This window comes from Brevundimonas intermedia, from assembly GCF_004614235.1.
GTDB lineage: Bacteria > Pseudomonadota > Alphaproteobacteria > Caulobacterales > Caulobacteraceae > Brevundimonas > Brevundimonas intermedia_A.
The window spans coordinates 248,958-266,618 of record NZ_SPVH01000002.1; the positions used below are offsets into that span (position 1 = coordinate 248,958).

A 17,661-nucleotide genomic window follows, 5' to 3' on the forward strand; every position below is an offset into this window, starting at 1 on the left:
GAAACCCGGCGCTCGATCGCCGTCTCCCAGAATGCAGAACATGACAACGACCTCGACTATGGCCAAGCCTAACCGCGCCTCCACGCCTTCGAACGCCGCCGCTCTCGCCGGGCGACTGCTTCTGGCCGTGATCTTCCTGGCCTCCGGCGCAGGCAAGATCGCTGCGCCCGCGATGACGATCGGCTACATCCAGTCCGTGGGTCTGCCCTTCGCTGAGGTCGGCTATTTCCTCGCCATTCTGGTCGAGGTCATCGGCGGGTTGGCTTTGATCATCGGCTTCCACACCCGCTGGGCGGCACTCGCCTTGGCGATCTTCACCATCGTCGCGGCTGTTCTGTTTCACAACAATCTGGCTGACCAGAACCAGATGATCCACTTCATGAAAAATCTCGCCATCACCGGCGGACTGCTACAGGTCATCGCTTTTGGCGCCGGGCGGGTCAGTATTGATGAGCGCGGCCGCGCATAGAGACCGCCAGTGCTGTCGGAGAGCGTTGTCAGGTTAAACGGATGAGTTGAACCTTGCCCAACCAGACGAACCTCAGGCGGTGGCTTCAATCCAAGCATCATCAGCACCCGCGCGAAATCGGCGGAGAGTTGGTCGGCTGATGAGGTGTCTCTGGGTGTAGAAGGTGTTGTGGATCGCGGCGTGGGTGGTGAGGAAACGCTGGGCTGAGGCTTGGGACTTGAACAGCTGCTGCTGCCGCTCTCGCCGCCGGATCCGGAGGTGCGAGTTTTCCGCTCGATTGTTTTCTCGCAGTCGGCCTGGGGAATGTAGATGCCGCAGGGCAAGCTGGCCCAGCGCCGCTTGGTCAGACCCGAGGCCATCGGTCACGATCTTCTCAGGTTCGACCAGCTGGTCCCGGAGGAGACGCTTGAGCAGCTTCAAGGCCGCGTCGGTATCCCGGCGTCGCTGTACGACAAGGAACAGCACTTCGCCTTCGTCATCCACGGCGCGCCACAAGAATATGCGCTTTCCACCGATCGAGCAGACGACCTCGTCGAGATGCCAGCAATGAGAGGGGGAGGGACGAAGCTTTCTCAGCCGTCGGACGATCTGCGGCCCGAATTCGATGGTCCAGCAACGGATCGTCTCATAGCTCACGTCGATTCCGCGCGAGGCCATCAACTCTTCGACGTCACGAAGGCTGAGGCTGAAGCGGAAGTGGAGCCACACGGCCTGGCGGATCACCGCCGCTGGGAAGCGATGGCGCTTAAACGAGAGTGGCTTCACGAAATGCGATCTCCAATCAGACCGTTAGGCGGCCCGAAGTGGAGACAAGTTAGCGTTAGACTGACAGCACCGATCATCGCCTTCAAAGGAGTTGAACGGTCACTGTGTATGGGAAGCTGTGAACTCCCGACGAGGCGCCGCCCTGCAGAACGACATCCATGCTCAGATTAAAGCTGACCGTGGAAAGTAGTCCAATCGCATTGAGATCGAATACGATCATTTGAGCGTCAGGCGGCGCCGCCCCGGTTCGATACGTCCCGCCTCTTAGACCGGAGACGCGGAACTTCGATATAGCGACTGGATCAGCGTTCGCGGGGGCGATTGTGATGCGCACCGGTCTGAGGGCGCACAGGCCGCCCAGGTTGAGCAGACCGCAGTTGAAGGAGATTGTCGGCACGGTCACCGAACTGTTTGACAACCGGATGGCATCACCGCTGAGGCGGCTTACCGCCCCTGTATTGCTGATGGAAAATGTCGTCGCGCTGGACCCGCGAATGGTGGTGCCAAGGGAGGGTGCGGTACGAGGCGATAAGCTCACTTGAGCTTGAGCTCCAGACGCGCCGCTAAGAAGTGCAACTGCACAAAGTAGCCAAAGCCAACGCACGATCATCTTGTCGCCCACGCAACTGTAGAAGCTTCCTGCAGCAGTTTTACCGCCAAACTCTCCTTTGGACCGCGCGACACATTCGCCCATCGCCACTCATCGGCCGCTTTTGATCTCAGTTGTAAGCGGCCGAGACGGTGAAGGTGCCGGTGTAGGCGCCCGTCGCGGTGGTCGAACCGACGGGAACCGAGCCGCCGACGCTGAAGGCCAGCGAGCCCGCCGACCCCAGGGCGTTGGACAGGGTCTGGCTCGCGGCCGAACCCGTCAGGCTGTTCGACGTCGTCACCGTCAGGGTGTCCGTGCCGTTCGCCATCGAGAAGGTGGCGGGGATGGTGACCGAGACGGACTGGCCGCCTTCACCGGCGACCGCAAAGGCCGCAGCGGCCGGGGTGTCGCCCGAGACCAAGCTAACCACGCCGCCGGTGACCGAACGCGCGCCGGCGGCGCTGACTACGACCGTGCCGGAACCCGAGCCGGGGCGAACCACGGTGCCGAACTTCAAGTCGGCGGTCTTGGTGATGGTCAACGGACGGATCACGGTGATCGAACCCGAACCGGTGGTCGAGGAACTCGACTGCGCCAAAGAGGGCGACGCAAATGCGATCACAACAAGAGCAGCAGCTGCGGCAATGATCTTCATGGCAGTTCTCCAAACACCAATCTGGCGTCGCCGCCGGTATGAGCGGAGAAAATCGACCCCATTGGACCTCGTGTCGAGCACGCGGCCGCCTCGAACACGGCAAATCGAACCAAAGTTATAGGTTGCAACCGATTCCTCTTGGCGAGAGGCAGCCATCGTAGAAAATCCACAAGCCGAGCCTGAATAAAAACGAAGACCAGGTCGGTTTCGATGACGGGAGGCGTGGTTATGGATTGTCGGGATTGTGCCCTCAGGCGAATGTTAGCTGACCAATCGATCAGTCAGATCTAAGTCAGCCTCCAACGCGGCCAACGCGTCGTTCCGCGCCCGCTCTTCTGCTTTCCGCTTTCCAACGTCGGCAAGGGTTGAATTCGGTCGGACTGATCTTCCGAAAAGCGAACCTGCCTACACACGGACGCAGGACGGCTGAATGTCGCGTTTACAGCGGTTAGCCAATGACCGCTCGTGGCGCATTCAAGACATCACCCTGCCAGCGTCACACTGGAGAAATAGTTCTCAGTCTCGTCCACGGCGGCGCACCTACGTCAAATTCCCCACAACATTCCAAGTCACGTTCAGCACGCCGATTTCTCGACCAGACAACGGAGCTTCCAATGTCTCAGAGGGTGGACAGCAGACCGAGGTCTTCGGCGCCGCGTGCTCGCCTTCACGTAAGCTCAACTGACCAACACCCGACACACGAAACAGGTGATGGCTTGCTGAGTTTCTCTCCGTCTAAAGGAGAGAGGTCGTGACGGACGCGGTTCAACAGCGGCGGCGCGGACCGCCAACACATAAGTTCGACCGAGGATTACGAAGTCCGAGACTGTGCGGCCAAGTTCGATGTGAGCGAAGACCGCCTGCGCGAAGCCTTTTAAGACGTGGGGATCAAGCCGATGCAATCAAACGGGAGCGACGGGGCTGATGAAAACTGATCAGGAAGCTGAAGACGCCTTGCCGCCTGGCGTCGCGAAGGGCCTCCGTCTGGATACGCCCCCGCAAGAGCAACAACTTCAAGCCGGTGGTATCGGCCCCGGCGGACAGGTCGGCCCGGACCCGTCCACGCGCAGACTTCAGGAAGGCGGAACTTCCGCGATACAGGAGACCGCACGACGCGAAGGACAAGTCTCGGATATTCGGGATGCCGTCAGCCCGATGCGTCCGGAAGGAGCCGCTGTCACATCTGTGACTGCCTCCTCGGCATACACGCACAAAGGAGAGGCTTGATGGAGACCTTTCCTTGGGGCTTCGTCATCATCGGCGGGCCAGCCATCCTGCTTTGCGTCATCGCTTATGGCTATCTGCGCGGCGCAAAGCGCGACAGAGAGATTGATCCCGACACACCCGGTGATGACCCGTCGAAGGGCATGGACTGAGTCCAATCGACACTTGTGATTTCCGAGCGGCCTGATGAGTGATCCGCGGGTCTCCGCGTCGGTGGAAGTCTTTGATGGGTGTGAAGCGTTACGAACATGGCGATGCACATTGGCATCGGATTGCCCCCTTGCTGGCGGGCAAGGCTTCCGATCCTGACGTGACTGGGGCGGGCAACCTGACGGTGTGCTGTGGGTCTTGAGGTCTGGCGCGCACTGGCAAGACCTGGCCGAGCGTTACGGCAAGTGGAAGACGGCGCACAAGCGCGTCAGGCGTGGGCAGCGACCGGGGTGTGGCAGAAGGTCTTCGCCGATCTCGTCGAGGAAACCAGTATCTGATGCTCCACTTGACCCTGGTGCGGGCTCACCACCACACGGCGACAGACCGGGAGCAGACGCTCAAAAGCAGTCCGTGATCCGACTATTGGAGCGTTCCCGAGATGGTCCTTCACCAACTCGGAATGGAAGCATCATGGGGATGTGCGCTTGAATAGGAGCGACACCTGAAGCCCAAGGCTTTCGAAAGATACCTTGGCCTTTCCGCCCAGAGCCGAGGCTGTTTCCCGCTCGACGAGTTTAAGACCCAGGCCCCGCCGTGAGGGGACCGCGACCTGCGGGCCATCCCGCTCCTCCCAGTGCAGCCTGACCTGATCATTCGCCAACGTCCACGTTACGAAAACGCGCCCCTTGGCGTCAGAGAGCGCGCCGTATTTGGCGGCGTTCGTCGCCAGTTCGTGGAGGATCATGCCTAACGCGAGCGCCATTCGTGGCTGAACCCTGACGACAGGCCCGTCGCACTCCACACGGTTCAGGCCGAACGGCTCCATCTCCTGACGAACGAGTTCGCCGATGGAGACATCGCTCCAGGCCTCGTGGCTGAGGAGTTCATAGGACCGCGACATCGCGTGCAGCCGACCCAGGAAGACGTCTCGGAACACCGCTGCGTCGGAGGTCTTCAGCGTCTGCTCAAGGATGCAGATGACCACCGTGAGCATGTTCTTCACACGGTGGTTCAGTTCGTCGATCATCCGACGTCCTGTCGCCTCCGCCTCGCGCGCCGTCGTTATATCGGAGAAGGTCACCACCACGCCGTGGGGACGCTGATCGACATCACGGTAGGGTGCGAGCCGCACCAGAAAATAGGCGCTCTCATCCGTGGCGACGAGCTGACGTTCCAGCTCCCGCCCATCCCTTATGACCTGCCGAACGTCTTCCGCGAGGTCGATCAATGACAGACGACCAGTCAGGTCGGTGATAGGGCGTCCACGGTCGCTGGGCAGGACGTTGAAGACTTCCTTCAACGTCGGCGTAAAGCTGCGGATCACCAGATCGCGGTCGAGGAAGACCGTTGCGATCTGCGTGTTGGCGAAGAGGTTTTGGAGATCGACATTGGCGCGATCCAGCGCCTCGACCTTGTCGTGCAGTTCGGCGTTTACGGTGTGCAGCTCCTCGTTGAGCGATTGGAGCTCCTCCTTAGAGGCCTCAAGTTCCTCGTTGGTCGATTGCAGTTCCTCGTTGACCGAGACCAGTTCCTCATTGGATGCCTTCAGCTCTTCCAGCGCGGTCTCATATTCCTCGATCAACGACTGGAGACGGTCGCGCGTGTCTCGCAGTTCCTGCTCCAGATGCTCGGCGTCGCCGAAGCGGCGAGCGCCTGCGCGCACGGAGACTTCCTGGCGACTGAGCGGCAGGCCTTCATCGGTGAACAGGACGAGAAGCAGAGCCTCTCCGTCCGGGCTGTTCAGGATGGGTTGCACCGTCAGGGTGACGAGCTGGATCTGACCGTTCTCGCCTTCGAGTTCCAGGTGCTCACGCACCGCAGTCGTATTGGATTCGACCGCTTCGCGGAACGCGGTGCGAAGGTCGAGCCGCAGGCCCTTGCGCGCCAGATTCATCAGCTGACGGCTGGGCGCGCCAGAGGGCGATTCCAAATATTTTCCCGTACGCGCAGAATAGTAGATGACCTCGCCGTCGCGGCTGGTCACTACATGCGACGGGGCGAAGCGATCGAGCACCTGCTGCTCGACGCTTTGGCGCAACGCCAGCGCGCCTGTCGAGGACCGACGAGAAAACTCAGAGCCTCCGCTGAAGAGACCTCCACCCAGATTGCCGTTCACCGTCAACGGGCGGCGCGCCGCGCCGTCCTCGCGACTGCGGAAAATCCTGTGCTTCTTGTCCACGGGGGCGAAAAGATCGCTATACTGGCTGACGTTTTCAGACCCGCCAAGGAACAGATAACCACCCGAGCGCAGCGCATAATGGAAGGTCGGGATGACCTGCGCCTGTACCTGCGGTCCAAAATAGATCAGCAGGTTACGACATGAGACCAAGTCCATCCGCGAAAACGGGGGGTCGCGAATGACGCTGTGGGGCGAGAAGATGCAAAGATCGCGCACCTCCTTGGCGATCACGAAACTGCCGCCATCGGGGATGAAGAACCGCTTGCGGCGCTCGGGGCTGACGCTGTCCAGCAGCGCTTCGGGATAGCGACCGGAACGCGCCACGACCAACGCCTTGTCATCGATGTCGGTGGCGAAGATGTTGACCTTTGGCGGTGCCGCCAAGCCGTCCATATGCTCGCGCATCAGCATGGCGATGGAGAAGACCTCTTCGCCGGTCGAACACCCCGGCACCCAGACGCGCACCGTGTCGTTCGCTCCACGCCCCTCAAAAAGTCGGGGGATCACCAGGGTCTCCAGCTTGGAGAACGCTTCGGCGTCGCGGAAGAAGTTGGTCACATTGATGAGCAGGTCATGGAACAGGGCGCTGACCTCGTTCGGGTCGTGCCGGAGGCGCTCAATGTAGGCTTCAAGCGTCGTCAGTTGCACGACCTGCATTCGGCGTTGAACCCGGCGCATGAAGGTGAGCGGCTTGTAACCCTCGAAGTCATGGCCGATCTGGTCTCGGAGCAGCGCATAGATGGCGCGCCGGTTCGCGTCGCCCGTGTTGGCAGGCGTATTGGCGGCGATGGCGTCCAGCAGGCCGAAGCTTTGGGCATGCTCGGCCAGACGCTCGCCCATCTGATCCACCGGCAAGGCGAAATCGACCATCCCGGTGGAGATCGCGCTTTCCGGCATATCGGGGTTGGCGGGACCGTGACCGTCGGGAACCTGGGCCAGGGTCAGCCCACCATGCTCCTTGATGGCCTTGGTTCCCAACGTTCCGTCCCCGTCGCCGCCCGACAACACGACGGACACGGCGTATTCCTGCTGGTCCTTCGCCAACGAAGAGAGAAAAATGTCGATCGGCTTGCGCTCGCGCTGGGACGGCTCGTGCGGACGGATCGACAGCATTCCGTCTCGCATGGTGGCGATGGCGTCGGCCGGCAGGACGTGAACGCTGCCGACCTCGACCGCCGCCCCGTCCTGCGCGATGTGAACAGGCATGTGGGTGTAGCGCGCGACGATCGCGTGCAGCACGCTTTCCCGCTCTGGATTGAGGTGGGTGACGATCACCACGGCGAAGCCCGGCGCCTCGGGAATGCCCTTGAAGAACCCCTCCAGCGCCTCCACGCCGCCCGCCGAGGCGCCCACGCCGACGATTGGAAAGCGTGAATCTGCGGGTGTGTCGTTCATTGCCGTCCTATCCATCATTCCGCAGCGACTCGGCGAAGAGGACGAGGCGCGCCAATCATCCCCTTAACCGCCGGCTGTATCAACAGGGCGCTTTGCGGCATCGCCCGCACGCTCCAGTGTCGCTCTCAACCGATCTACTCCGGCGCGGGCCTCGTCCAGCCGACCGGCGAGCTCGCCACGCAGACTGCGGCTGCGCGCCAGGGTCGCCTTGACCCGTATTGCCAAGTCGTTCGGCCCTGCAGACGGTTTTTGCACGGCGTTTTTGAGCCGCTCGTCAAACAGCGCCTCCATAAGCAGTCGGCCGCCCTCGTCGCGTATCTCGAACCGGTATCGCCTGTAGTCGATCCGGTCCCGGAGCATCTCCAGACTGATGTCGTCGATCGCCCGGTGCGCGTCGATATAGGCGGCGTCCAGATCGTCGAACGTCAGACCGACATCATCGACCTGGCGATCTTGCGGCCCTACGAGGTCGAAGAAATATCGCGGCATTAATCCTGCTCCCAAACCTTCAGAAACGACGCCTGGTGGACCTGAGACATCGCTGTCGAGCGCCATCACCCTTGGTTCGCAGACGATCGATCACTTTTGGCGGCCGCTCCGGGTGTGGCATCCGCCAACTCCGCCGCTTGTGAGAGCGGGGGTGGAGCATCAGCCCGCTGAAGGCCGTCATCTTCAACCTCTTCGATGCCGAGGATCCGGTCACCGGACTTCATAAGCGGTGCGGCCGCGTCGGCAGCCTGGACGTCCGTCGGCGAGGAGACGCGGACGGTGCGGCTGGCGCCGCCGCTTTCCAGTTCAACGTCATAAAATCGCATCGTCGTGGCTCCTTTGGTGGGTCAAGCGCAGGGTGGCCCATTGGTTCCGTCAGCCGATTTTCGGCACAAGCGCCCTAGCGGGTTTCAGCCTCGTTCGCCGAACTCAACCGCGCGGCCTGCCGCAATCCTCTAAGATCGGGCAACAACAACTGGCCTCCGCGATAGACGATGAGGCCATCGCGACGAAGTTGTTGCAGCGTACGGTTCATGTGCACGGCGCTGAGGCCCAGGCTGTCGGCCAAAACATCTTGCGTAATTGGCAGCTGCACGGCGCCGGTGTCCGTCAACCCCGCCCGCAGCTGTTTGTCGTGAAGCTCAAGGAACAGATGGGCGGTGCGTTCATAGGCCGTGAGCCGACCAAGCCGGATGATCTGATGCACCAGTCGGGCGCGTTCCACCTCCCGGATTTGACGCCAGGCTGCGCCCAGTCTGCTGTCGGGTGCAGTCTCATTTTCGACAGCACGCCAGAAGCGACCGGCGTCGATCGTGATCGCCTCGGTCAGCGCCCAAACCGTCATGTCGCCGCCCTCGCCTTCGGCTGGGGTCAGCAGGTCCCCAGGCAGATGAAGGCCGACGATTTGACGACGCCCATCGGCCAACACCCCCGCGCGCGCCACCCAACCCTTGGCGATCAGGCGAGCCGGCGTACGACGGAGATCGTCATCCAGTAAAGCGCCGACCCCATGAGCGATTTCGCCCCCTGCGATCCCTTCACGAATGCGTTCGATATCGGAGTGACCCAGCATTGCGTAGCCGGCCAAAAGGCGTTCCAGCGGTGCCGTGGGCCGCTCGTTGCTAAATTCGCTGGGGCTTTGATTCGTCATTAGAAAGAGCATCAGCACGCGCCGCCGCCCTTCCCTTTCACATAGGTTAGTCTAGTCGCCCGTCACGCGAAAAAACGCATTATCGCGACATCGACTAACACATGTGAATGCCTTGGCCTTTGATTGTCCTTCAGGTTGCGTTCATGTTCGACGCCGCCTCTTCCACGAGGGAAATCCTCGCCGAGCCTGTTCGCATTGATGATCGTTCCCAGGCGATTCTCGATCATCCCGTCCTTCGCCTAATGCCCGAGGAGGTTCAGAACCTGATCCGAACCTGCGGTCAGTCGCGCAGCCTGAGCGTGGGTGATTGCGCGACGGGACGCGCTGCGGTCGGGTTCGTCCTGGACGGCGCCCTAGCGGCGTTCGATCGCAAGAACATCGCCTGCGTCGGTCTGCATGGGCGCGGATCGATGTTCGGCTGGGAGGCGTCCCTGTCATCCGCCTTCTTCCCTGTGCGCTTCTTGCCCCTCCTCGACACGCGCTGGATCGAGGTCCCTGCGGACGAGCTTTCGGAGCTGATGGGCCAGAACTGGCTTGAGCACGTCTTTGCAAGACATGCACTGGATCGACTGGCGCGCGTTCAGGCCGAGGCGGCCTGCAATGCCGTGCACCAGATACCCCATCGCGCAGCAAACTGGATCTTCCGCCTCTATCAGGTAGCGGGGCCGGAACTTCGCACGACGCAGGCGATCCTGGCCCAGGCGATGGGCGTGCAGCGCACCAGCGTCAATGCCGCAGTCAAGGCTCTGGAACGCGACGGCGCCATCAGGCTGTCGCGCGGGCGGTTGATCGTGACCGACCCCGCGCGACTGGAACGTTTTGCCTGCGGTTGCTGACGGCCCCTCAGTGAGGCCTCAGCACCACCTTGGTCCACTCGTTCTGGTTTTCCTTGAAATTCTTGTAGCCCTCCGGCGCCTGTTCCAGCGGAAGACGGTGGCTGATCAGATCGGTCGTATCGATCTTGCCGTCCAGCACCAGTTGCAGCAGTTGCGGCAGATAGCGTTGCACGTGGGTTTGACCCGTCTTCAAGGTCAGCCCCTTTTCCATGAAGGCGCCGACGGGCCATTTGTCGGCCACGCCGCCATAGACGCCGGGTACGGAAACCGTGCCGCCCTTGCGCACAGCCATGATGGTTTCGCGAAGGACATGGGGACGGTCCGTGCCCAGCTTGGTTTCCTGTTTGATCGCGTCGATGACGTTGTCCGGGGAGAAGCCGTGGCTTTCCATGCCCACCGCGTCGATGCAGCTGTCCGGCCCCAGGCCGGCCGTCATCTCCAGCAGAGCCTCTCGCACCTTGACCTCGTGATAGTTCAACACCTCTGCGCCATTCGCCTTGGCCAGGGCCAATCGGTTGGGATGATGATCGATCGCGATCACACGGCCCGCGCCCTGCAGGACCGCGCTTTTGATCGCGAACAGGCCGACAGGTCCGCAGCCCCAGACCGCCACCGTGTCGCCAGGCTGAATCTGCGCATTCTCCGCCGCCATCCACCCTGTGGGATAGATGTCCGAAAGAAACAGAACCTTCTCGTCCTCGATCCCGTCGGGAATCTTGATCGGTCCGTAGTCGGAATAGGGCACTCGGGCATACTCGGCCTGCCCGCCGGCGAAACCGCCAGTCAGGTGCGAATAGCCGAAGAGGCCGGCGACCGACTGGCCATAAGCGATCTCTGTGGCGTCCGCCTTGTCGGCCGGATTGGAGTTGTCGCACGCCGCCGGCATCGATCGCTCGCAGAAGAAACACTGGCCGCAAGCGATCACGAACGGCACCACGACCCGATCGCCCTTCTTCAGGCTGGTGTTCCCCCGTCCGACCTCGACGACCTCGCCCATGAATTCGTGGCCCAGAATGTCGCCGTTCGACATTCCAGGGATCATGCTGTCGTAGAGGTGCAGATCCGAGCCACAGATGGCGGTGGCGGTGATCTTGATGATCGCATCGCGTGGATTGACGATCTGCGGATCGGGCACTGTATCGACTTGGACGTTGTGTTTGCCGTGCCAGGTCAGGGCGCGCATCGGCGGCTCCTTTTTAGAATGGATGGATGATCAAAAATGGCGCGACGCGCGAGGCGCGGCGTCGGGGGCCTTCGACGTCGAGATTTCGCCGGTCTCCATCAGCTGCTTGAACCGACGCAGCTCTCGGCGAGCCTGGATGCGAGGTTCGCGCTGCATGACCTTGGCGACGATCTTGCCGACCACGCCCCCCGGCGGATCATAGCTGATGAAGACCCGCACTTCCGTGCCTCGCCCAAACGGGTTGTCCTTGAAGGCGACCCAGCCCTCGTGATCGACATCGGAACCCTCCGAAGAGCTCCAGGCGATCCGTTCGCCGGGGATATCCTCGGTGATCGTCGATACGAGATCGAACTCGGCGCCCGCCGGGCCGGCGATCGCCCATTGAGACCGGTCGGCGTCGAGTATCTCGACCGACTTCACGTTTTCCATGAAGGTCGGCAGGTTTCTGAAGTCGCGCCAGAAAGCGTAAAGCGCCTGCCTCGGCCGGTTGATCATCACCGCCCGCAGACTCGACGCCTCATACTCCCCTTCTCGCTGATCACTGTTGGTGAAGGCTGTGGCGCCCACCTCGGCGTCGGTTGAAACTTCGCTGTGAGACATGGCTGTCACTCCGGGTCCGCTGAACCTCCTCAACCGGGGCCACCCCCCTTCGTTCCGTCCGATTTTGGACGGAACAGCACCCCTGACGAAGGGGTTGCTCCCCATCAAATCTGGAGATTTCTCATGACCGACGACCTCTCTGCGGCCGCTGCAGAACACGTTCGGCCCCTGGCGGTCGTGACCGGCGCCTCGTCCGGGATCGGCTATGAACTCGCCAAACTGTTCGCCGAGGACGGGTACGATTTGGTGGTCGCCGCCGACACACCTTTGGCCGAGGCCGTTCAGATGCTCCGGGGGCTGGGCGCGCAAGTGTACGCGGTTCACGTCGATCTGGCGTCCGAAAAGGCGTCCAGTCGCTTTACAAGGCCATCGCCGACCGTCCTGTCGAGGCGCTCGCCGCCAATGCAGGGCATGGGCTGGGAAAAGCGTTTCTCGATCAAGATTTCGATGACATCGTCCATGTCATCAACACCAACATCACCGGATGCATCCGGTTAACGCAACTGCTGGGCCGCGAGATGCGCGCGCGGACGCGGCCGCATCCTGTTCACGGGATCCATCGCCGGGCTGATGCCGGGCAGCTTCCAGGCCGTCTACAACGGCACAAAGGCCTTCGTGGACAGCTTCTCCTTCGCCCTGCGCAATGAGTTGAAGGACACTGGGGTCTCCGTCACGGTGCTGATGCCCGGGCCTACCGAGACGCACTTCTTCGAACGCGGCGACCTGTCCGACACCAAGGTGGGCCAGGATGAGCACAAGGCCGATCCGGCCGACCTGGCCAAGGCAGGTTATGAAGCGATGAAGAAGGGTCAAGGCGATGTCGTCGCCGGCCTGGGCAACAAGATTCAGGCCGCCATGGCGGCCGTCACTCCTCAGACCCTGCTGGCGGAAAGGCACCGCAAGATGGCCGAGCCTGGCTCAGGCGCGTGACGGCTCAGACCGGCTCTTTCCATAGTCTGAGGTACAGAGGCTCGAACTCGGCGGTTTGCACCATCCGCTTCCAGTCGCCGATGGTGACACGCCCATCGCGCCATTCCATTAGACCGGCCGATCGAAGGCTCATCAGGGTACGGTTTACGTGTACCGCGGAAAGACCCAGCACATCGGCCAACTCCGCCTGACTGAGAGGGAAATCGAAGCCGTCTTGATCGGCCAGTCCCACGGCATCCAATCTCGTCTGGGTCTCGCAAAAAAGATGGGCCATTCGCGCCTGTGCGTCCTGGCGCCCAAGCCCCACCAGCCATACCCGGTGAATGGCGGCGTCGACCACGGTTTCCAGCCAAAACAGGCGGCCAAGATGAGGATCTCGGGCGATCAACTCGCGCAGGGCCCTGTGCGGGATGGTCGCCATATTGCAGTCCGAGATCGCCAGGACGCTGTGATCGAGCCGCTTCATCACAAGGCTGTGGAGATCCATGAAATCGCCTGGCACGGCCAATTCCGTAAACTGCCGGCCTCCGTTCCCCAGAAGTGCAAATCGACCCGCAAAGCCGCAGATCAGCATCAGGCTGGTTGTCTGACGCTCGCCTTCCTTGACGATCAAGTCGCCAGGGCGGGCGGTCCGGTGCTCGCACGGCAGATTGAGAATCGCCTCGCGCTGGCTGCGGCTGAGATCATCTCGACTTTCCAGTTTTCGGATCAACACATCCAGCATCGAATAAATCCTTATATTGTGCGATCCATTCTCCCGGTCCGGGCGTATAGAACGTCATGAGCGGATATCGATTAAAACTCGGCGTCGCTGGTGTAGATGAACGGCTCCAACTGACGGCAGTTGATGATAACGCGGCGCGGCGGCAAGCGTTGCTGACCATGGGCGATATGCTGAGAGATCAAGCATTTAGAGGCGACTATGGGGCCGCACTGGACTTGGTGGTGTTGAATGCCGGCGGCGACATCGTCTACGAGATCCACGTAACTGTCACATAAGCGCTTGGCTCTGTTCCTGATGATAGGAGACGAGCTTGCTGGCGGGCTGAACAATGTTCGAAGCCCGACATTTGGATCGCATCTCAAAACTGCCGGTTTACGTTTCGCCGAGCCGATCTCGCCCCCAGCGTCGAGTCTTGGCGCCCGTTGCGCAAACGGAGGCCCGCTCCCTCTTCGAGAGAGCGGGCTTTTATCTGAGCTCCGCGCGATAAGGGCCGCTTAGAGCAAAGGCATTCCGCCCGTCACAGCCACGGTCGAGCCGGACACATAGCTGGCCTCGTCTGAGGCCAGGAGAACATAAACGGGCGCCAGTTCCGCCGGCTGACCTGGCCTTCCCATGGGCGTATCCGCGCCGAACTGCTCGACCTTTTCGGGCGGCAAGGTCGAGGGGATCAGCGGGGTCCAGATCGGCCCAGGCGCGACGGCGTTGGCGCGTATTCCTTTCGGTCCCAACAATTGCGCTAGCCCCGCAGTGAAGTTCTGGATCGCACCCTTGGTCGTCGCATACGCGAGCAGCGTAGGGTTGGGTTTGTCCGCATTGATGGAGGCCGTGTTGATGATCGCTGCACCCGGCCTCATGTGAGGCACAGCCGCCTTGGCGATGTAGAACATCGCGGAGATATTGACCGCGAAGGTGCGTTCCCACTCCGCGTCTGGAATGGCTTCGATCGTCTCGAAAGACATCTGATGCGCCGCGTTGTTGACGAGGATGTCGATGCGGCCGAACCGATCGACCGACTGGGCGATCAAGTCACGGCAGACCTGCGGATCGGCAAGATCGCCTTTGAAAAGCAGGCAGGCCCGCCCGGCGTCCTTGACCAGCCGCTCCGTCTCCTCTGCGTCATGCCTTTCGCTGAGATAGCCCACGACAACGTCCGCACCCTCGCGGGCATAGGCCAGGGCGACGGCGCGGCCGATGCCGGAGTCCGCGCCCGTGATGACGGCGACCTTGTTCTGAAGGCGGCCGCAACCCTTGTAGCTGTCCTCGCCATGATCCGGTCGAGGGTTCATCGACTGCGTCTGTCCGGGAACGGCTTGTTGAGGCGTGTCGAACGGCGGCTTGGGATAATCGCGCATCGGGCATCCAGATGAGATTGACGTCGAACAGACGCCAACTTCACCGCCACGCAAACGCTCCCAGCGTCCAATCGTCGACACAAGGGAGGATCAGCCGGCGTTACAAGCTTCCAAGCGCTGTAGCAGAACGCCGAAACCTCCGAGTATCGGCGCTTGCCCCCTGAGATCCGATGAGGAAACGAATGGAACAGCCACCGATGAACACCGCAGCCCTCGTGTTTCGCGCCGGGCGCGTCCGGTGCGGTGCAAAGGTCAAGGTCACGAACAGCGGTCTCTTCGCAATCGGGGGATTGGTGTCCGGCATTCTTCTTTCGACGGCGGCTGTCGTCTGGGCCGCCACGAGCGTCGCGCGACAGCGCCCGATCGCCTCCAGCCTGTTGCGCCGCCGACAGCGCTGAGCGCTCTCGAACGGGAGTCGGGGTAGGTATGGCGATCCAGGCGCCAAATTTATCGGCGCGATTGATCCATGTTGTCGCCGGGGGAGCGCCGTTCCCCCATCGTTGATCCGTCGCCACCGATTACCGGAGCTGCAGCAGGATGAAACTCTCGGTTCAGCAACTGCGCAATTGCGCAGATCGTTTCTTGGTCGAACCCATCGATGCAGGCTTCGTCATCCTGAAGACGCCCAAGACGGATGCCGCCGCGTTCGACGCCTTCGTTCGTGACGCCATCGATAGCTCTGGCCAGGAGTTTGTCGCCTTGCCACGGAGCGACGGCTGGGCGAGTTACGACGGGGTCTTCATCATTCCATTCGATGACCGGCCGCAGTTGTAAGCGAGCGGATCAACCCAGCTTTTCCTGAAGGCTGAGTGAGAGTTCGTCCATCGCGTAGGGCTTTCGCAGAATGTCGAATCCGTGCGCGGCGTCGTTCGCCAACGTATGGCTGAAGCCGCTGGTGAGAAGGATCGGAATATCGGGCCAACGCTTGCGCGAGAGGTGGGCCAGTTCCACTCCTCCCATGCCCGGCATGACGACATCGCTGAACAGAAGGTCGAAACGGTCGTCCCCTTCAAGAATCTTCAGCGCATCCTCGGCCGTCGTCGTGAGGACCGGCGTGTATCCCAGGTCTTCCAGCAAATTGACGGCGAAGGCGCCGACATCGGCGTTGTCTTCAACGACCAGGATTCGGCCGCGGCCACTCGGGTGGCAGTTTTCCGATCGGCCGGGTTCGCTGACGACTTCCGACGCCTCGGCGCGAGGTAGATAAAGGCTGAAGACGGTCCCTTGGCTCAGGTCGCTCTGGACTGTGATGTCTCCGCCGGATTGATTGGCGAAACCGAAGGCTTGGCTGAGGCCCAGACCTGTCCCTTCGCCCACAGGCTTGGTCGTGAAGAAGGGCTCGAATACCCGTCCCTGAAGTGCGGCGGGAATGCCTTCGCCGGTGTCGGCGACGTGGATGGCGACGAAGGCTCCGGGACGAACGGCCTGGCCCCGGATTGCGGGAATTTCACCGACGGCCTCGACCGTAAGCGTCAACCTACCGTGCCCTTTCATGGCGTCGCGGGCATTGACGGCGAGGTTGAGAAGCGCCGTTTCCAGCTCGATCGGGTCGGCGTTCGTGAACAGACCCAAGGGTGCGTCCGACATGTCCACGACGATGCCGACGCCCAAGGTGGTCCGCATCATTTCGCCCATCGATCGAACGCATTCCCCGACGTCGAACACCCGCGGCGCCAGCGCCTGTCGTCGCGAAAAGCTGAGGAGCTGGCTGGTGAGCCTGGCCGCGCGGTCCGCCGTATCGCGGATGGCGGCCAAATACCGTTCCCTTCGCGCCTCAGGAACATTGGGTCGCGACAGCAGATCGGCCGACCCGCGAATGATCGTCAGCAGATTATTGAAGTCGTGGGCGACGCCGCCGGTCAGTTGGCCAATCGCTTCCAGCCTCTGCGTGTGCCGATAGGCCTCCTCCAGCGTTGCGCGTTCCGCCAGCGCGATGTCGATCTTCTGTTCCAGCGTCCGGTTGAGATCGTCCAAGGCGCCGATCGATGTCTTCAGTTCGGCGGCGTCACGGACACGTTCGATATGCGCCCAGGATCGATCGGTGATCTCGCGGATGACCTCAAGCTCGAACGCGGACCACCGCCGCGGTTCACGATCATGGATGGCCATGAGCGCCGTCAGGCGACCGTTCTTGATCAACGGCATGCAGATCGTCGCTGCGATGCCAATAGCCTGAAATGTCGCCGCGTCTTCAGGCGCCAGTTCAGATCCGTTGTCGTTCACGATCAGCGGGCGTCCGGCGGACAACTGTTGCACCGCTAACCGTCCAAAGTCGGCGAGGCTGTAGCGGCCGACGATGCTGGGCGAGCCGGGCGCAGCCCAATCGCCACGGATCGTGAAACCGTCTTCGTCGTCATCCATGTCCGCATAGGCGCAATTGGAGACGCCAAGATGCTGCGCCACCAGGCGGGTGCTCTCGGCCATGATCTGGTCCGCATCAGCCACATCTGTGAGCGCGCGGCTCAGATGGTCGAGGATAGACAGCTTCTTGCGGGCCAGGACTGTCGCGGTTGTTTCGCTGACGGTGTCCAGGAAGCCGACGACAACGCCGCGCTCGTCCCGGATGGGGCTGTAGCTGAAGGTGAAGAAGGCTTCCTCTAAGCCGGCTCCCCGATCGACCTTGAGCGGGAAGTCCTCGACATAGGTGGCGCGGCCTTGAAAGGCGGCATCGGCGATCGGCGCGATCTGGGGCCAGGCCTCCGCCCAGATGTCGCTGAACGGTCGCCCGAGGGGCTCCGACTTGTCGCCGAGAATGGGCAGGAAGGCGTCATTGTAGAGCGTGATCAAATTCTCGCCCCACACAATGGCTTGCGGAAAGCCGGACCCCAGCATCAGGGCGACCGTCGTTTTCAAGGTGGCGGGCCAAGCGTCGATCGGCCCAAGGGAAGTCCCCGACCAGTCCTTGTGGGCAATCGCCGCCGCCATGCCCCCTTCGGGCTCACCCTGTTTCACCGGACATGTTCCCTGTCGC

General features: G+C 61.8%; 20 protein-coding genes and 3 pseudogenes. 10 read left to right on the forward strand and 13 right to left on the reverse strand.

Annotated features, from left to right (window positions below):
• Positions 1-40 precede the first annotated feature (40 nt).
• On the forward strand, positions 41-469 hold the full coding sequence (locus EGY25_RS02960; RefSeq protein ID WP_135193573.1) for a DoxX family protein: 429 nt from the start codon (positions 41-43) through the stop codon (positions 467-469).
• A gap of 72 nt (positions 470-541) precedes the next feature.
• Here the strand turns inward: EGY25_RS02960 and EGY25_RS02965 are convergent, their stop codons facing one another.
• The 3 genes from EGY25_RS02965 to EGY25_RS02975 form a co-directional block, all read right to left on the reverse strand.
• A complete protein-coding gene (locus EGY25_RS02965; protein WP_135193574.1) occupies positions 542-1,234 on the reverse strand; it encodes an IS6 family transposase in 693 nt (230 codons plus the stop codon).
• 82 nt (positions 1,235-1,316) lie between these two features.
• Positions 1,317-1,934 (reverse strand): hypothetical protein, encoded by a 618-nt coding sequence (locus EGY25_RS02970; RefSeq protein ID WP_135193575.1) that lies wholly within the window; start codon positions 1,932-1,934, stop codon positions 1,317-1,319.
• Positions 1,935-1,953: 19 nt separating this feature from the next.
• Entirely contained in the window at positions 1,954-2,478 is a 525-nt protein-coding gene (locus EGY25_RS02975) for a DUF4402 domain-containing protein (RefSeq protein ID WP_135193576.1), read from the reverse strand.
• Between the two features lie 779 nt (positions 2,479-3,257).
• On the opposite strand from EGY25_RS02975, the pseudogene EGY25_RS16910 reads away from it, so the two are divergent.
• The 3 genes and pseudogenes from EGY25_RS16910 to EGY25_RS16915 form a co-directional block, all read left to right on the forward strand.
• A pseudogene (locus EGY25_RS16910) lies at positions 3,258-3,356 on the forward strand (DUF3606 domain-containing protein); the annotation flags it as partial.
• Between the two features lie 348 nt (positions 3,357-3,704).
• Complete coding sequence (locus tag EGY25_RS16420; protein WP_209307951.1) at positions 3,705-3,854, forward strand: hypothetical protein; 150 nt, start codon at positions 3,705-3,707, stop codon at positions 3,852-3,854.
• A 184-nt stretch (positions 3,855-4,038) separates the two neighbouring features.
• Positions 4,039-4,341 (forward strand): transposase, encoded by a 303-nt coding sequence (locus EGY25_RS16915; protein WP_135193577.1) that lies wholly within the window; start codon positions 4,039-4,041, stop codon positions 4,339-4,341.
• Here EGY25_RS16915 and EGY25_RS02990 read toward each other — a convergent pair.
• From EGY25_RS02990 to EGY25_RS03005, 5 genes and pseudogenes are all read right to left on the reverse strand, one after another.
• Entirely contained in the window at positions 4,322-6,871 is a 2,550-nt protein-coding gene (locus tag EGY25_RS02990; protein ID WP_245159318.1) for a CheR family methyltransferase, read from the reverse strand. The two genes, EGY25_RS16915 and EGY25_RS02990, sit on opposite strands and share 20 nt — an antisense overlap.
• A gap of 45 nt (positions 6,872-6,916) precedes the next feature.
• Positions 6,917-7,444: pseudogene (locus EGY25_RS16920) on the reverse strand (chemotaxis protein CheB); the annotation flags it as partial.
• Positions 7,445-7,489: 45 nt separating this feature from the next.
• Positions 7,490-7,981, reverse strand: coding sequence for a DUF6894 family protein (locus EGY25_RS02995; protein ID WP_135193579.1), 492 nt, complete (start codon positions 7,979-7,981; stop codon positions 7,490-7,492).
• Positions 7,981-8,241 carry a hypothetical protein gene (locus EGY25_RS03000; RefSeq protein WP_135193580.1) on the reverse strand — a complete coding sequence of 87 codons (261 nt, stop codon included), beginning with the start codon at positions 8,239-8,241 and terminating at the stop codon, positions 7,981-7,983. Before EGY25_RS03000 ends, EGY25_RS02995 begins: the two co-directional genes overlap by 1 nt.
• A 74-nt stretch (positions 8,242-8,315) precedes the next feature.
• Positions 8,316-9,077: a Crp/Fnr family transcriptional regulator gene (locus EGY25_RS03005; RefSeq protein WP_245159358.1), complete on the reverse strand. Its 762-nt coding sequence runs from the start codon at positions 9,075-9,077 to the stop codon at positions 8,316-8,318.
• 131 nt (positions 9,078-9,208) lie between these two features.
• On the opposite strand from EGY25_RS03005, the gene EGY25_RS03010 reads away from it, so the two are divergent.
• Positions 9,209-9,901, forward strand: coding sequence for a Crp/Fnr family transcriptional regulator (locus EGY25_RS03010; protein ID WP_167762463.1), 693 nt, complete (start codon positions 9,209-9,211; stop codon positions 9,899-9,901).
• Positions 9,902-9,908: 7 nt separating this feature from the next.
• Here the strand turns inward: EGY25_RS03010 and EGY25_RS03015 are convergent, their stop codons facing one another.
• A complete protein-coding gene (locus EGY25_RS03015) occupies positions 9,909-11,084 on the reverse strand; it encodes a zinc-dependent alcohol dehydrogenase (protein WP_135193582.1) in 1,176 nt (391 codons plus the stop codon).
• A 30-nt stretch (positions 11,085-11,114) separates the two neighbouring features.
• Positions 11,115-11,684 carry an SRPBCC family protein gene (locus EGY25_RS03020; RefSeq protein WP_135193583.1) on the reverse strand — a complete coding sequence of 190 codons (570 nt, stop codon included), beginning with the start codon at positions 11,682-11,684 and terminating at the stop codon, positions 11,115-11,117.
• 123 nt (positions 11,685-11,807) lie between these two features.
• Here EGY25_RS03020 and EGY25_RS16635 point away from each other — a divergent pair, with 123 nt between their 5' ends.
• A complete protein-coding gene (locus EGY25_RS16635; RefSeq protein ID WP_209307952.1) occupies positions 11,808-12,182 on the forward strand; it encodes an SDR family NAD(P)-dependent oxidoreductase in 375 nt (124 codons plus the stop codon).
• A gap of 36 nt (positions 12,183-12,218) precedes the next feature.
• A pseudogene (locus EGY25_RS16640) lies at positions 12,219-12,614 on the forward strand (SDR family NAD(P)-dependent oxidoreductase); the annotation flags it as partial.
• Between the two features lie 4 nt (positions 12,615-12,618).
• Here the strand turns inward: EGY25_RS16640 and EGY25_RS03030 are convergent.
• The gene (locus tag EGY25_RS03030; protein WP_135193584.1) at positions 12,619-13,338 is read right to left on the reverse strand and encodes a Crp/Fnr family transcriptional regulator; all 720 of its coding nucleotides are present in this window, start codon (positions 13,336-13,338) and stop codon (positions 12,619-12,621) included.
• A 56-nt stretch (positions 13,339-13,394) separates the two neighbouring features.
• Between EGY25_RS03030 and EGY25_RS03035 the strand changes: the two genes are divergently transcribed.
• Positions 13,395-13,613: a DUF6894 family protein gene (locus tag EGY25_RS03035; protein WP_135193585.1), complete on the forward strand. Its 219-nt coding sequence runs from the start codon at positions 13,395-13,397 to the stop codon at positions 13,611-13,613.
• Positions 13,614-13,832: 219 nt separating this feature from the next.
• Here EGY25_RS03035 and EGY25_RS03040 read toward each other — a convergent pair whose 3' ends face one another.
• Complete coding sequence (locus EGY25_RS03040; protein ID WP_135193586.1) at positions 13,833-14,690, reverse strand: glucose 1-dehydrogenase; 858 nt, start codon at positions 14,688-14,690, stop codon at positions 13,833-13,835.
• Positions 14,691-14,887: 197 nt separating this feature from the next.
• Here EGY25_RS03040 and EGY25_RS03045 point away from each other — a divergent pair, with 197 nt between their 5' ends.
• Complete coding sequence (locus tag EGY25_RS03045; protein WP_135193587.1) at positions 14,888-15,088, forward strand: hypothetical protein; 201 nt, start codon at positions 14,888-14,890, stop codon at positions 15,086-15,088.
• A gap of 184 nt (positions 15,089-15,272) precedes the next feature.
• Positions 15,273-15,464: a hypothetical protein gene (locus tag EGY25_RS03050; RefSeq protein ID WP_135193588.1), complete on the forward strand. Its 192-nt coding sequence runs from the start codon at positions 15,273-15,275 to the stop codon at positions 15,462-15,464.
• Between the two features lie 9 nt (positions 15,465-15,473).
• On the opposite strand, the gene EGY25_RS03055 is transcribed toward EGY25_RS03050, so the two are convergent.
• Positions 15,474-17,642: an ATP-binding protein gene (locus EGY25_RS03055; RefSeq protein ID WP_209307953.1), complete on the reverse strand. Its 2,169-nt coding sequence runs from the start codon at positions 17,640-17,642 to the stop codon at positions 15,474-15,476.
• Positions 17,643-17,661 lie beyond the last annotated feature (19 nt).

Excerpts from the sequence above, each read along its gene's own strand:
- EGY25_RS02960 (WP_135193573.1), top strand. The coding sequence starts at position 41 with ATGACAACGACCTCGACTATGGCCAAGCCTAACCGCGCCTCCACGCCT.
- EGY25_RS02975 (WP_135193576.1), bottom strand. The coding sequence starts at position 2,478 with ATGAAGATCATTGCCGCAGCTGCTGCTCTTGTTGTGATCGCATTTGCG.
- EGY25_RS16420 (WP_209307951.1), top strand. The coding sequence starts at position 3,705 with ATGGAGACCTTTCCTTGGGGCTTCGTCATCATCGGCGGGCCAGCCATC.
- EGY25_RS02990 (WP_245159318.1), bottom strand. The coding sequence starts at position 6,871 with ATGGGCGAGCGTCTGGCCGAGCATGCCCAAAGCTTCGGCCTGCTGGAC.
- EGY25_RS02995 (WP_135193579.1), bottom strand. The coding sequence starts at position 7,981 with ATGGCGCTCGACAGCGATGTCTCAGGTCCACCAGGCGTCGTTTCTGAA.
- EGY25_RS03000 (WP_135193580.1), bottom strand. The coding sequence starts at position 8,241 with ATGCGATTTTATGACGTTGAACTGGAAAGCGGCGGCGCCAGCCGCACC.
- EGY25_RS03005 (WP_245159358.1), bottom strand. The coding sequence starts at position 9,077 with ATGCTCTTTCTAATGACGAATCAAAGCCCCAGCGAATTTAGCAACGAG.
- EGY25_RS03010 (WP_167762463.1), top strand. The coding sequence starts at position 9,209 with ATGTTCGACGCCGCCTCTTCCACGAGGGAAATCCTCGCCGAGCCTGTT.
- EGY25_RS03015 (WP_135193582.1), bottom strand. The coding sequence starts at position 11,084 with ATGCGCGCCCTGACCTGGCACGGCAAACACAACGTCCAAGTCGATACA.
- EGY25_RS03020 (WP_135193583.1), bottom strand. The coding sequence starts at position 11,684 with ATGTCTCACAGCGAAGTTTCAACCGACGCCGAGGTGGGCGCCACAGCC.
- EGY25_RS16635 (WP_209307952.1), top strand. The coding sequence starts at position 11,808 with ATGACCGACGACCTCTCTGCGGCCGCTGCAGAACACGTTCGGCCCCTG.
- EGY25_RS03030 (WP_135193584.1), bottom strand. The coding sequence starts at position 13,338 with ATGCTGGATGTGTTGATCCGAAAACTGGAAAGTCGAGATGATCTCAGC.
- EGY25_RS03035 (WP_135193585.1), top strand. The coding sequence starts at position 13,395 with ATGAGCGGATATCGATTAAAACTCGGCGTCGCTGGTGTAGATGAACGG.
- EGY25_RS03040 (WP_135193586.1), bottom strand. The coding sequence starts at position 14,690 with ATGCGCGATTATCCCAAGCCGCCGTTCGACACGCCTCAACAAGCCGTT.
- EGY25_RS03045 (WP_135193587.1), top strand. The coding sequence starts at position 14,888 with ATGAACACCGCAGCCCTCGTGTTTCGCGCCGGGCGCGTCCGGTGCGGT.